The sequence below is a fragment of the Streptomyces violascens genome, assembly GCF_014649955.1.
Classification (GTDB): domain Bacteria; phylum Actinomycetota; class Actinomycetes; order Streptomycetales; family Streptomycetaceae; genus Streptomyces; species Streptomyces violascens.
Genome location: NZ_BMUA01000003.1, coordinates 453,338 through 465,890 on the forward strand (window position 1 = coordinate 453,338; position 12,553 = coordinate 465,890).

Consider the following 12,553-nt stretch of genomic DNA (forward strand, 5'->3'; position numbering starts at 1 on the left):
AAACCAATTCCCTGGAGGCCCTTGTCACCCGGCCTGTGGCCTGATGAGCTATGGCCCGGGACACATAGGCACATAGGACGCCCTGGGAAAGGGAGATGTCGTGAGCAACGAAAGCCTGGCCAACCTGCTCAAGGAGGAGCGGCGGTTCGCGCCGCCCTCCGAGCTGGCCGCGAACGCCAACGTGACGGCGGAGGCGTACGAGTGGGCCGAGGCGGACAGGCTGGGCTTCTGGGCCGAGCAGGCCCGGCGCCTGACCTGGGCCACCGAACCGACCGAGACCCTCGACTGGTCGAACCCGCCGTTCGCGAAGTGGTTCGCCGACGGCAAGCTGAACGTCGCGTACAACTGCGTCGACCGCCATGTCGAGGCCGGGCACGGCGACCGCGTCGCCATCCACTTCGAGGGCGAGCCCGGCGACAGCCGCTCCCTCACCTATGCCGAGCTCAAGGACGAGGTGTCAAGGGCCGCCAACGCCCTTACGGAGCTGGGTGTTCAGGCCGGCGACCGGGTCGCGGTGTATCTGCCGATGATCCCCGAGGCCGCCGTCGCGATGCTCGCCTGCGCCCGGGTCGGCGCCGCGCACTCCGTGGTCTTCGGCGGCTTCTCGGCCGATGCCGTCGCCTCCCGCATCCAGGACGCCGACGCCAAGCTCGTCATCACCGCCGACGGCGGCTACCGGCGCGGCAAGCCGTCCGCCCTCAAGCCCGCCATCGACGAGGCCGTCGCCAAGTGCCCGCAGGTCGAGCATGTGCTGGTGGTACGCCGCACGGGCCAGGACACCGCGTTCACCGAGGGCCGCGATGTGTGGTGGGACGACATTGTCGCCCGCCAGTCCGTGGAGCACACGCCCACCGCCTTCGACGCCGAGCACCCGCTGTTCATCCTGTACACCTCGGGTACGACGGGTAAGCCCAAGGGCATCCTGCACACCTCCGGCGGCTACCTCACCCAGGCCGCGTACACCCACCACGCGGTGTTCGACCTGAAGCCCGAGACCGACGTCTACTGGTGCACCGCCGACATCGGCTGGGTCACCGGGCACTCGTACATCGTCTACGGGCCGCTCGCCAACGGCGCCACCCAGGTCATGTACGAGGGCACCCCGGACACCCCGCACCAGGGGCGGTTCTGGGAGATCGTGCAGAAGTACGGCGTGACCATCCTCTACACCGCGCCGACCGCGATCCGTACGTTCATGAAGTGGGGCGACGACATCCCCGCCAAGTTCGACCTGAGCAGTCTGCGGGTCCTGGGTTCGGTCGGTGAGCCGATCAACCCCGAGGCGTGGATGTGGTACCGCAAGCACATCGGTGCCGACAAGTGCCCGATCGTGGACACCTGGTGGCAGACCGAGACCGGCGCGATGATGATCTCGCCGCTGCCCGGCGTCACCGAGACCAAGCCGGGTTCGGCCCAGCGCGCACTGCCCGGCATCGCCGCGACCGTGGTCGACGACGAGGCCCACGAGGTTCCGAACGGCGGGGGCGGCTACCTCGTCCTGACCGAGCCGTGGCCCTCCATGCTGCGCACCATCTGGGGCGACGACCAGCGCTTCATCGACACGTACTGGTCGCGCTTCGAGGGCAAGTACTTCGCGGGCGACGGCGCCAAGAAGGACGACGACGGCGACATCTGGCTGCTCGGGCGCGTCGACGACGTCATGCTCGTCTCCGGCCACAACATCTCGACGACCGAGGTCGAGTCGGCCCTCGTCTCGCACCCCTCGGTCGCCGAGGCCGCCGTGGTGGGCGCCGCCGACGAGACGACCGGGCAGGCCATCGTGGCCTTCGTGATCCTGCGCGGCACCGCCGCCGAGACCGACAGCCTGGTCGAGGAGCTGCGGGCGCACGTCGGCTCGGCGCTCGGTCCGATCGCCAAGCCCAAGCGCGTCCTGCCGGTCGCGGAGCTGCCCAAGACCCGCTCGGGCAAGATCATGCGCCGGCTGCTCCGCGACGTCGCCGAGAACCGTGAGCTGGGTGATGTCACCACGCTGACCGACTCCTCGGTCATGTCGCTGATCCAGAACAAGCTGCCCAGCGCGGCCAGCGAGGACTGAGCATCGGACCAGCGCCGAAGGGCCCGGCCGGGGAGGCGGCCGGGCCCTTTTCGCGCGCCTTGTGGCCGGTATGCCCCTAAAGTGATGATCACCGGATTCACCCTGCCGCACGCGCACTCCATAAGGTTAGGTAAAGTAAGGAAAGCGTCAATGACGCGACAAGAAGGTCAGGTGCGCCGGGAAGTCTGGTCGGCAACGTGCTCAGTCATGCCCGCCGAACCGACCGGAGGTCGCCCTCGTGGCCATACCCACCCCCAGCAAGCGCAAGTTCCTCGGCCGCCTCTCACTGCCCGAGCGCAACTTCGTCGCGGAGGCGCTGCGCGCCGAGACCGTCGGCGGCGTCCTGCTGCTCGTGGCCGCGATCGCCGCGCTGATCTGGGCGAACACGCTGGGTTCGAATTACGAGTCGGTCCGAGGTTTCCATCTGGGCATCGGCGCCCTGGGACTCGACCTCTCCATCCAGCACTGGGCGGCCGACGGGCTGCTCGCCATCTTCTTCTTTGTCGCCGGTATCGAGCTCAAACGTGAACTCGTCGCCGGAGAACTGCGCGATCCCAAGGCAGCCGCGCTGCCCGTGATCGCGGCCGTCTGCGGCATGGCCGTCCCCGCGCTCGTCTACGCACTGGTCAACATCTCCGGCAACGGATCCCTTGACGGCTGGGCCGTACCGACCGCTACGGACATCGCGTTCGCCCTGGCCGTGCTCGCGGTCATCGGCACCTCGCTGCCTTCCGCGCTCCGCGCCTTCCTGCTCACGCTCGCCGTCGTCGACGACCTCTTCGCGATCCTGATCATCGCGGTCTTCTTCACCAACAGCATCAACTTCGCGGCCCTGGGCGGCGCCGTGGTCGGGCTCGCCGTCTTCTGGCTGCTGCTCAGGAAGGGCGTACGGGGCTGGTACGTCTACATCCCGCTCGCGCTCGTCATCTGGGGGCTGATGTACAACAGCGGCGTCCACGCCACCATCGCCGGTGTCGCGATGGGCCTGATGCTCCGCTGCCATCGCACCGAGGGCGAGGAGCACTCCCCCGGCGAGCACATCGAGCACCTGATGCGGCCGGTTTCGGCCGGGCTCGCGGTGCCGCTCTTCGCGCTGTTCTCGGCCGGTGTGGGCATCAGCGGCGGCACCCTGGCCGACGTCTTCACCAGGCCCGAGACGCTCGGCGTCGTGCTCGGCCTGGTCGTCGGCAAGGCCGTCGGCATCTTCGGCGGCACCTGGCTGGCCGCCCGGTTCACCAAGGCCGAGCTCAACGACGACCTGGCCTGGGCCGACGTCTTCGCCGTCGCCTCGCTCGCCGGCATCGGCTTCACCGTCTCGCTGCTCATCGGCGAACTCGCCTTCGCCGACCAGGTCCAGTTGACCGACGAGGTCAAGGCGGCCGTGCTCGTGGGCTCGCTGATGGCCGCGGTCCTCGCCTCCGTCCTGCTCAAGATGCGGGTACGCAAGTACAAGGCGCTCGTCGAGGACGAGGAGCGGGACGACGACCAGGACGGCATCCCCGACATGTACGAACTGGACAAGCCGGAGTACCACCTGCGGATGGCCACGATCTACGAGAACAAGGCGGCCGAGCACCGCAGGCTGGCGCAACTGGCGGGGGCGGGGCGCGACGACGGCGACAGTCCGGCATGATCTGACAACGGGCCTGTTGGACCTGTTAGACCTGTTGGACAAGTACGACCCGTCGGTATCCGAGAAGAGATGAGGGAGTCAGCGATGAGCGACCCCAGCCACAACGCCGGCAGCGCCGAGCGCAGCCTCGGCCAGCTGGTCGCCTCCGCGACCGCCGAGATGTCCGCGCTGGTGCACGACGAGATCGCGCTGGCCAAGGCCGAGCTGCGCCAGGACGTCAAGCGCGGGGCGATCGGCGGCATCGCCATCAGCACGGCCGGTGTGCTCGCGCTGTTCTCGCTGCCGGTGCTGAGCTTCGCGGCGGCGTACGGCATCCACAACCTGGGGCTGGGTCTGGCCTGGTCGTTCCTCATCGTCGGCGGCGCGTTCCTGGTGCTCGCGGGGCTGCTCGGGGTGCTCGCCATCGCCAAGTTCAAGAAGGTCAAGCCGCCGGAGAAGTCCATCGCCTCGGCCAAGCAGACGGCCGCGACGCTGCAGGGCGTGAAGCCGCACCCGCGTCCGGCGCCCGTCCAGGACGCGGTCACTCAGACGCCCGCCTCTGTGGCACGCTCGTCTGCATGACCGCACCCGATCCCGGTACCGGAAGCCCTGGCGGCACCGGCAGCCCCGTCCGTATCGATGGTCCCTGGACCCATAGGGACGTGGCGGCCAATGGTGCCCGCTTCCATATCGCCGAACTCGGCGACGGGCCACTGGTGTTGCTGCTCCACGGTTTTCCGCAGTTCTGGTGGACCTGGCGCCATCAGCTGACCGCGCTGGCCGACGCCGGATTCCGCGCGGTCGCCATGGACCTGCGCGGGGTCGGCGGCAGCGACCGCACCCCGCGCGGTTACGATCCGGCCAATCTCGCCCTTGACATCACCGGCGTCGTACGGTCCCTTGGCGAGCCGGACGCGGCCCTGGTCGGCCACGACCTGGGCGGCTATCTGGCGTGGACGGCGGCCGTGATGCGTCCCAAGCTGGTGCGCCGGCTCGTGGTGTCGTCGATGCCGCATCCGCGCCGCTGGCGCTCGGCGATGCTCGCCGACCTCAAGCAGACCTCCGCCGGGTCCTACGTCTGGGGATTCCAGCGCCCCTGGCTGCCGGAGCGTCAACTGGTCGCGGACGACGCCGCCTTGGTCGGTCGGCTCGTACGGGACTGGTCGGGCCCCCGCCAGCCCGAGGACGAAGCCGTGGAGACCTACCGGCGCGCCATGTGCATCCCGTCCACGGCCCACTGCTCCATCGAGCCGTACCGCTGGATGGTGCGCTCGATGGCGCGGCCCGACGGCATCCAGTTCAACCGGAGGATGAAGCGGCCCGTCCGCGTCCCCACCCTCCACCTGCACGGTTCGCTCGACCCGGTGATGCGGACCCGCAGCGCGGCCGGCTCGGGCGAGTACGTCGAAGCGCCCTACCGCTGGCGGCTGTTCGACGGTCTGGGCCACTTCCCGCACGAGGAGGACCCGGTCGCGTTCTCGACCGAACTGGTCAACTGGCTGAGGGATCCGGAACCGGATCGCTGAGTTCCGACGGCCGCAGGGGAACTGCTGTCCGACGAACGGCCAAATGCCCGGCGCATAGGCCAATTGGCCCCCTCTGGCGCGGTTACCGACCATGAGCCCCGGGCACACGTCGGGGTATGGGCTGGACGCACGACTACGGTGACGCAGCACGCAACCGCCGAACGGCCGCAGGGCCGGTCTCATACGAGAGGGGCGGCCCGCAGGGGCAGGGGCTGGAACACCCCTCCTCCGATTCCCGGGAGGTGGGCATTCCGCGCATCCTGCGCCGCCGGGCCCGCTGGGTCTCGGCCAGGCTGCGGCATACGCGGACCTAGTCGGCCCTGAGGTAGCCGAGGCCCGGGTGGGCGCTCCGGTAGCCGTCCAGGAGCCTTCGGGCGACCTGGACGGAGTCGACCAGCGGATGCAGGGCGAAGGCCTTCACCGCCGCCCGCACCGACCCGCTCGCGGCCGCCTCCAGGACACACCGCTCGACCGCCTTCACCGCGCCGACCAGGCCCGCCTCATGGCCCGTCAGCTGTGTCACGGGCAGCGGGCGGGGCCCTGCCGCGTCGACGCGGCAGGGGATCTCGATGACGGCCCGCTCGTCGAGCGCGCGCAGGGACGTTCCGTTGCGCACGTTCAGGATGAGCGTCGCCGCCTCGTCCCTCGCGATGGCCCGCATCAGGGCGAGCGCGACGTTCTCGTACCCGCCGGACTCCAGGTCGTCGGCCGCGCGCTCGCCCGCCCCCGACACGTCCCGGTTCTCGGACATGTACGTGGCCTCGCGCTCGGCCCGGGTGCGGTCCCAGGCCGCCCACACCGATGCGTCGGGCACTGTCTCCGCCGTGGCGTAGAAACGTGCCTGCTGGTCCTTGAGGAAGGCGCCGCGGGTCTGCTCGGCCTGCTGGTAGGCGGTCACCGCCTCGCGGTTGAAGTAGTAGTAGTGCAGGTACTCGTTCGGCACAGAGCCCAGCGAGCGCAGCCAGTCGGCGCCGAACAGCTTGCCCTCCTCGAAGGAGGTGAGCAGCTCGTCACCCTGCTCGAACAGGCGCGGCAGGACGTTCTTGTCGCCCTCGTACAGGCCGTGCAGCCAGCCCAGGTGGTTGAGGCCCGCGTAGTCCAGGCGCACCGCGTCCGGGTCGGCGCCGATCGTGCGGGCGACCCGGCGGGCCAGGCCCACCGGCGAGTCGCAAATGCCGATGACGCGCTCGCCGAGGTGTTCGGCCATCGCCTCGGTGACCAGGCCCGCCGGATTGGTGAAGTTGATGACCCAGGCATCGGGGGCGACCGCCCTGACCCGGCGGGCGATCTCGACGGCGACCGGCACGGTGCGCAGCCCGTAGGCGATGCCGCCCGCGCCGACCGTCTCCTGGCCGAGGACGCCCTCGGCGAGCGCGATCCGCTCGTCAGCGGCCCGGCCCTCCAGACCACCGACCCGGATCGCCGAGAACACGAAGTCCGCGCCGCGCAGCGCCTCGTCTAGGTCGGTGGTGGTGCGCACCCGGGGTGCGTCCTCGATGCCGTACGCCCGGTCGGCGAGAACCCGGCCGATGGCGTGCAGCCGGGCCGCGTCCAGGTCGTACAGGACCACCTCGGTGACGCGCCCGGGCGCGTGGTCGCGCAGGAGGGCGCCGTACACGAGGGGGACGCGGAAACCGCCGCCGCCGAGGATCGTCAGTCGCATCGGAGCCTTCTCGTCAGGAGGTCATGGGGCTCAGAGGGTCATGGGGGCTGAGGAGGTCATAGGGCGCACTGCTGGCTGTCGACCTGCTGGCTGGCCGTGCGGCCCTGCTGGATATCGGCCTGGATCTCGTCGGCGGTCAGCGCGTATCCGGTGTCCGGGTCGTCGAGCGACTTCGCGAAGACCACCCCGTACACCTTGCCCTCGGGGGTCAGGAGCGGGCCGCCGGAGTTGCCGGGGCGGACCGTGGTGAACAGCGAGTAGACGTCGCGGCGGACGGTGCCTCGGTGGTAGATGTCCGGCCCGTTCGCGCTGATCCGGCCGCGGATGCGGGCGGAGCGGACGTCGTAGGGATGGTCCTCGGGGAAGCCCGCGACGATCGCGCTGTTGCCGCTGCGGGCGTCGGTGGAGGTGAACTGGAGCGGGGGCGCCTTCAGGTCCGGCACGTCCAGGACCGCGATGTCGCGGCGCCAGTCGTAGAGCACGACCTTCGCGTCGTACGTACGCCCCTGACCGCCTATCTGGATGGTCGGCTCGTCCACGCCGCCCACCACGTGCGCGTTGGTCATGACGCGCCGGTCGGCGAACACGAAGCCGGTGCCCTCCAGACGCTTTCCGCAGCTCGGGGCCATGCCGACGACCTTGACGATGGACTTCTGGGCGGCGGCCGCGACCGGACTGCCCGCCAGCTTCGGGTCGGGCGCCTGGACCTCGGTGATCGACTCGTTCGAGAACGGCGTGAAGACCTGCGGGAAGCCGTTCTGCGCGAGGACCGAGGAGAAGTCGCTGAACCACGTCGACGCCTGTGGGGGCATCACGTTGGAGACCCCGAGGAGGATCTTGGAGTTGCGGACCTCCTTGCCCAGCGTCGGCAGGGCGGTCCCCGCGAGCGCGGAGCCGATCAGCCACGCGACGAGCAGCATCGCCACGACGTTGACCAGGGCGCCACCGGTCGCGTCCAGGGCTCTGGCGGGCGACCAGGTGATGTACCGGCGCAGCTTGTTGCCGAGGTGGGTGGTGAAGGCCTGGCCCACCGAGGCGCAGACGATCACGATGACGACCGCGACGACGGCCACTGTCGTCGAGACCTGGGACTCGTTGGTCAGCTGGTCCCAGACGACCGGGAGCAGGTACACGGCGATGAGACCACCGCCGAGGAACCCGATCACCGACAGGATGCCGACGACGAAGCCCTGGCGGTAGCCGACGATCGCGAACCACACGGCGGCGACCAGCAACAGGATGTCCAGCACGTTCACGGGCCCCAGCCTGTCACGCGTGCCAGTCGAGCGGCACCCGCTTGGCTCGGTCCCACGGGCGCTCCCAGCCCGCGTAGTGCACGATCCGGTCGATCACCCCGGCCGTGAAGCCCCACACCAGCGCCGATTCGACCAGGAATGCCGGGCCTGCGTGTCCACGTGGGTGGACGGCGGTCGCCCGGTTGGCCGGGTCCGTGAGATCCGCCACGGGCACGGTGAAGACACGGGCCGTCTCGCCGCTGTCGACGGCCCGCACCGGCGTCGGCTCGCGCCACCAGCCGAGCACGGGCGTCACGACGAAGCCGCTGACCGGGATGTAGAGCCGGGGCAGCACGCCGAAGATCTGGACGCCGGCCGGATCGAGCCCGGTTTCCTCCTCGGCCTCGCGCAGCGCTGCCCGCAACGGCCCTGTGGTGGCCGGGTCGCCGTCCTCCGGGTCGAGGGCGCCGCCCGGGAAGGAGGGCTGGCCGCCGTGCGAGCGGAGCTGGCTCGCCCGCTCCATGAGGAGCAGTTCGGGGCCGCGCGGCCCCTCGCCGAAGAGGACCAGCACGGCGGACTGCCGCCCGGCGCCGCTCTCCGGCGGCAGGAACCGGCTCATCTGCTCGGGCTCCACGGCCTCGGCCGCCCGCACGACCGGGCCCAGCCAGTCGGGCAAACCCTCGCTGGTCACGGCGAGGCCGTCCGTACGGGGGCGGGCGGGCGGCTCGGCGCCTCCCCGGCCGGGGGCAGGGTGGCCCACGGCGGCGCGGCCGGTGGTGGCGCGCCCCGTGCCCGTGTGACCGACGGCTCGTGCCCTGGCGGCGTCCTTGGCGGGGCCTGCGGCGGGGGCTGGGGTGAGGTCTCCGGCGGCCTCGCCCATCCCGCGCGGAGTGCCGGGCCCGGCAGGGTCGTCCGCGCCGTTCGCGGCATGGGCGTGGCCGGGTCCGCCGATACGGCCGCTCAGGCCGCTGCCGCGGTCGGCGTCCACGCGTCCGGCCGGGCCGCCGGTGCGGCCCAGACCGCCGGCCGCGCTCAGATCACCGTCGTACGTCTCGCTCGTGTGCGTCATCTGCACCCCCGTCAGTCATCGTCCACAACGCCTGTGACGGTCGCTTTCGTTCCGGTCGGCCCCAGCGTCCGTCTTCCGGGTGACGTCAGCCGGCTCCCAGCGGCGGCGCGGGCTGCCCCGGATAGTCCGGCGGCGGGCTCAGCCGCTGGCCCGGCAGGCCGCCCTTCTCGTACTTGAGGAGCTTCCGCGCCTTCTCGGGGTCGGTCTCGCCCTCGCCGTACGACGGGCAGAGCGGGGCGATCGGGCAGGCGCCGCAGGCGGGCTTGCGGGCGTGGCAGATGCGGCGGCCGTGGAAGACGACCCGGTGCGAGAGCATCGTCCATTCGCTCTTGGGGAAGATCGCGCAGACCTCCGCCTCGACCTTCTCCGGGTCGTCCTGCTCGGTCCATTTGAACCGGCGCGCCAGCCTGCCGAAGTGGGTGTCGACGGTGATCCCCGGTACTCCAAATGCGTTGCCAAGCACAACATTTGCGGTCTTTCGCCCCACGCCGGGCAGCTTGACCAGATCCTCCAGGCGGCCCGGCACCTCGCCGCCGAACTCGTCCCTGAGGGCGGCGGCGATCCCCATGATCGACCTGGTCTTGGCCCGGAAGAACCCGGTGGGCCGGATGATCGCCTCGACCTCCTCGGGGTTCGCCGCCGCGAGGTCCTCGGGCGTCGGGTAGGCGGCGAACAGGCCCGGGGTCGTCTGGTTGACCCGGAGGTCGGTGGTCTGCGCGGACAGGACGGTCGCGAGGAGCAGCTCGAAGGGGTTACGGAAGTCCAGTTCGGGATGGGCGTACGGATAGACCTCGGCGAGCTCGCGATTGATCCGGCGCGCCCGGCGGACCATGGCGAGATGCGACTCGGGCTTGCCCCCGAGGGGCCGACCGTCGGCGTTGCCCGTGCCGGTGGCCTTGGGGGCGCTCTTTGCGGTGCTCTTGGAGGTGCTCTTGGAGGCGGCCGCGCGCTTGGCCTTCGGTGCGGCTTTCGCCTGGCGGCCGCCCGGGGAGGCCGCCTCCTCAGGAGGCGTCGCGTCGGCGGACGTGACCTTGGAGGCCGTCACCTTGGAGGCCGCCTTCTTGGCAGCGGTCTTCTTGACGACGGGCTTGACCATGTCGGGCTCCTCGGCTGCGGGCTTCACTCGGGCGGCCTTCCCGGCCGGTTCGACCGCGCTTTCGACCTGCTCGCCGGCGCGGGCCGACGAGCTGCCTCCGGTGGCCTTCGCGGCCCTCTTCGCGGGGACTTTCGCCTTGGACGCGGGCTGTTCGCCCACAGCGGAATCGTTCTCTGCGGACACTCTTCCAGCCCCCCTGGCCTGCGCTCTCACCGGCGAATTGGACACCCGGCCAGCCTAAAGCCCGGCACCGACATCCGCCCCGGCCACCGCGAATCACGGCCCCAATCGGCCCCCTGACTCACGGTCCGGGACTCCAGTACGTCATCCTTGTGATTGATCGCACTGTTTAGACCGTCCGGCAAAATGGGGAGCAGGCTCCCCTGATACCGGTCGACAAGGAGAGATTCGTGGACGACGTTCTGCGGCGCGCCCCGCTCTTCGCGGCGCTCGATGACGAGCAGGCCGCGGAGCTCCGCGCCTCGATGAGTGAGGTGACGCTCGCCCGCGGCGACGCCCTCTTCCACGAGGGCGACCCCGGCGACCGCCTGTACGTGGTCACCGAGGGCAAGGTGAAGCTGCACCGCACCTCACCCGACGGCCGGGAGAACATGCTGGCGGTCCTCGGCCCCGGCGAGCTCATCGGCGAGCTGTCCCTCTTCGACCCGGGCCCGCGCACCGCCACCGCGACCGCGCTGACCGAGGTGAAGCTGCTGGGCCTGGGCCACGGCGACCTTCAGCCCTGGCTGAACGCCCGCCCGGAGGTGGCCACCGCCCTGCTTCGCGCCGTCGCCCGCCGACTGCGCAAGACCAACGACCAGATGTCCGACCTGGTCTTCTCCGACGTGCCGGGCCGTGTCGCCCGCGCGCTCCTCGACCTCTCGCGCCGCTTCGGCGTGCAGTCCGAGGAGGGCATCCACGTCGTCCACGACCTCACTCAGGAAGAGCTGGCCCAGCTGGTCGGCGCCTCCCGCGAGACGGTCAACAAGGCGCTCGCCGACTTCGCCCAGCGCGGCTGGCTGCGCCTGGAGGCCCGCGCGGTCATCCTGCTGGACGTCGAGCGCCTGGCGAAGCGCTCGCGCTGAGCGCCGCCGTCCGCGGCCGCGTCCTTCGCGGCCTCGTCGGTTCGTACGCCTGAGGGGCCGGTCTCACCAGAGACCGGCCCCTTTCGCATGGACCGACCTTCGTGTGGGCCGATTACGCGCGGGCCGACTTACGCGTGGCCACGCAGTGGGCCGGCGCGACCCCGCCGGCCCGTGCGTACGTAGGGACAGACGGGACGGACGGGCAGCCCGGCTGTCAGTGGCCCGGTCTACTCTGCGCGTAACTGCTGTGCTCCGTGCGGACGATCGCGGCGCGCGGCGAGACGCAAGGACACCAGGGCGAAGACGCGCAAAGGCGCAGGGACACAAGGTCACAGCGCCACATGGGCGGATGGACGGGGCGACGGATTGAACAGCTTGCACGGATACATCGAGCGCGAGGGGTCGCTAGACCTTGTGCAGCCGGAGTTCCGGGCCGTCGTCGCCGCCCTGCGTGACCAGGTGACGCACCGGTTCGGCGGGCGGCTGCACAGCGCCTACCTGTACGGGTCCGTGCCGCGCGGCACGGCACGGGTGGGCCGGTCCGACCTGGATGTGCTGCTCGCGCTGCACGACGACCCGACGGAGGCCGACCGGGCCGAGGCGCAGAGCCTCGAGGCCGAGCTGGACGCCGGGTTCGAGGTGATCGACGGTGCCGGGATCCTGCTGTTCGGCCGGGACGTGCTCCTGAGCGAGCTCGAGCGCTACGACCTCGGCTGGTTCGTGGCCTGCCTGTGCACCCCGCTGCTCGGGGACGACCTCGCCGAACACCTGCCGCGTTACCGGCCCACCTCGCTGCTCGCCCGCGAGACCAACGGCGACCTCGGCGACGCCCTGCCCCGCTGGCGCCGACAAGCGGAAGAAGCCACGGGCGCCTCAGAAAACACAGGGGCCACAGAAGCCACCGAGGCCATCGCTGACGCGGCACTGCGCTCGCTGGTGCGCGGCGCCTCGCGCAAGCTGGTGCGGACCGCGTTCACGCTGGTCATGCCGCGGTACGGCGGCTGGACCAGCGATCTGGCGGAGCAGGCGGAGATCTTCGGGCGCTACTATCCCGAGCGCGCCGAGCAGTTGAGAAAAATTGCCGTATTGGCCGGGAACCCGGTCGCGGACCGGAACGTTCTCGATATGTACACCGAAAATCTCGGACCGTGGCTCGCCGCCGAATACCTCACGGTCCATGGCGCCAAGGCGCCGCGCCCGTAAGAGAGTTG

General features: G+C 70.7%; 11 protein-coding genes. 7 read left to right on the forward strand and 4 right to left on the reverse strand.

Annotation, left to right across the window (positions count from 1 at the left end):
• The first annotated feature begins 100 nt into the window (after positions 1–100).
• The 5 genes from acs to IE206_RS42385 all read left to right on the forward strand — a co-directional run bounded on the left by acs (position 101) and on the right by IE206_RS42385 (position 5,508).
• Positions 101–2,056, forward strand: coding sequence for an acetate--CoA ligase (gene acs / locus IE206_RS10415; protein ID WP_189961762.1), 1,956 nt, complete (start codon positions 101–103; stop codon positions 2,054–2,056).
• 238 nt (positions 2,057–2,294) lie between these two features.
• The gene (nhaA, locus tag IE206_RS10420; RefSeq protein ID WP_189961763.1) at positions 2,295–3,689 is read left to right on the forward strand and encodes a Na+/H+ antiporter NhaA; all 1,395 of its coding nucleotides are present in this window, start codon (positions 2,295–2,297) and stop codon (positions 3,687–3,689) included.
• Between the two features lie 84 nt (positions 3,690–3,773).
• On the forward strand, positions 3,774–4,250 hold the full coding sequence (locus IE206_RS10425; protein WP_189961764.1) for a phage holin family protein: 477 nt from the start codon (positions 3,774–3,776) through the stop codon (positions 4,248–4,250).
• Positions 4,247–5,194 carry an alpha/beta fold hydrolase gene (locus IE206_RS10430; RefSeq protein ID WP_189961765.1) on the forward strand — a complete coding sequence of 316 codons (948 nt, stop codon included), beginning with the start codon at positions 4,247–4,249 and terminating at the stop codon, positions 5,192–5,194. Before IE206_RS10425 ends, IE206_RS10430 begins: the two co-directional genes overlap by 4 nt.
• 116 nt (positions 5,195–5,310) lie before the next feature.
• Entirely contained in the window at positions 5,311–5,508 is a 198-nt protein-coding gene (locus tag IE206_RS42385; protein ID WP_078966621.1) for a hypothetical protein, read from the forward strand.
• Here the strand turns inward: IE206_RS42385 and IE206_RS10435 are convergent.
• The 4 genes from IE206_RS10435 to nth all read right to left on the reverse strand — a co-directional run bounded on the left by IE206_RS10435 (position 5,505) and on the right by nth (position 10,257).
• Positions 5,505–6,857, reverse strand: coding sequence for a 6-phospho-beta-glucosidase (locus IE206_RS10435; protein ID WP_189961766.1), 1,353 nt, complete (start codon positions 6,855–6,857; stop codon positions 5,505–5,507). The genes IE206_RS42385 and IE206_RS10435 overlap by 4 nt on opposite strands.
• A gap of 56 nt (positions 6,858–6,913) precedes the next feature.
• Entirely contained in the window at positions 6,914–8,113 is a 1,200-nt protein-coding gene (locus IE206_RS10440; RefSeq protein ID WP_189961767.1) for a MarP family serine protease, read from the reverse strand.
• A 13-nt stretch (positions 8,114–8,126) separates the two neighbouring features.
• Positions 8,127–8,783 carry an NUDIX hydrolase gene (locus IE206_RS10445; protein WP_226598568.1) on the reverse strand — a complete coding sequence of 219 codons (657 nt, stop codon included), beginning with the start codon at positions 8,781–8,783 and terminating at the stop codon, positions 8,127–8,129.
• A gap of 463 nt (positions 8,784–9,246) precedes the next feature.
• A complete protein-coding gene (gene nth / locus IE206_RS10450; RefSeq protein WP_189961910.1) occupies positions 9,247–10,257 on the reverse strand; it encodes an endonuclease III in 1,011 nt (336 codons plus the stop codon).
• 410 nt (positions 10,258–10,667) lie between these two features.
• Between nth and IE206_RS10455 the strand changes: the two genes are divergently transcribed.
• Together IE206_RS10455 and IE206_RS10460 are read left to right on the forward strand one after the other, a co-directional pair.
• Positions 10,668–11,342: a Crp/Fnr family transcriptional regulator gene (locus IE206_RS10455; protein WP_017947815.1), complete on the forward strand. Its 675-nt coding sequence runs from the start codon at positions 10,668–10,670 to the stop codon at positions 11,340–11,342.
• 375 nt (positions 11,343–11,717) lie between these two features.
• Positions 11,718–12,545 carry a nucleotidyltransferase domain-containing protein gene (locus IE206_RS10460; protein WP_308433917.1) on the forward strand — a complete coding sequence of 276 codons (828 nt, stop codon included), beginning with the start codon at positions 11,718–11,720 and terminating at the stop codon, positions 12,543–12,545.
• Positions 12,546–12,553 lie beyond the last annotated feature (8 nt).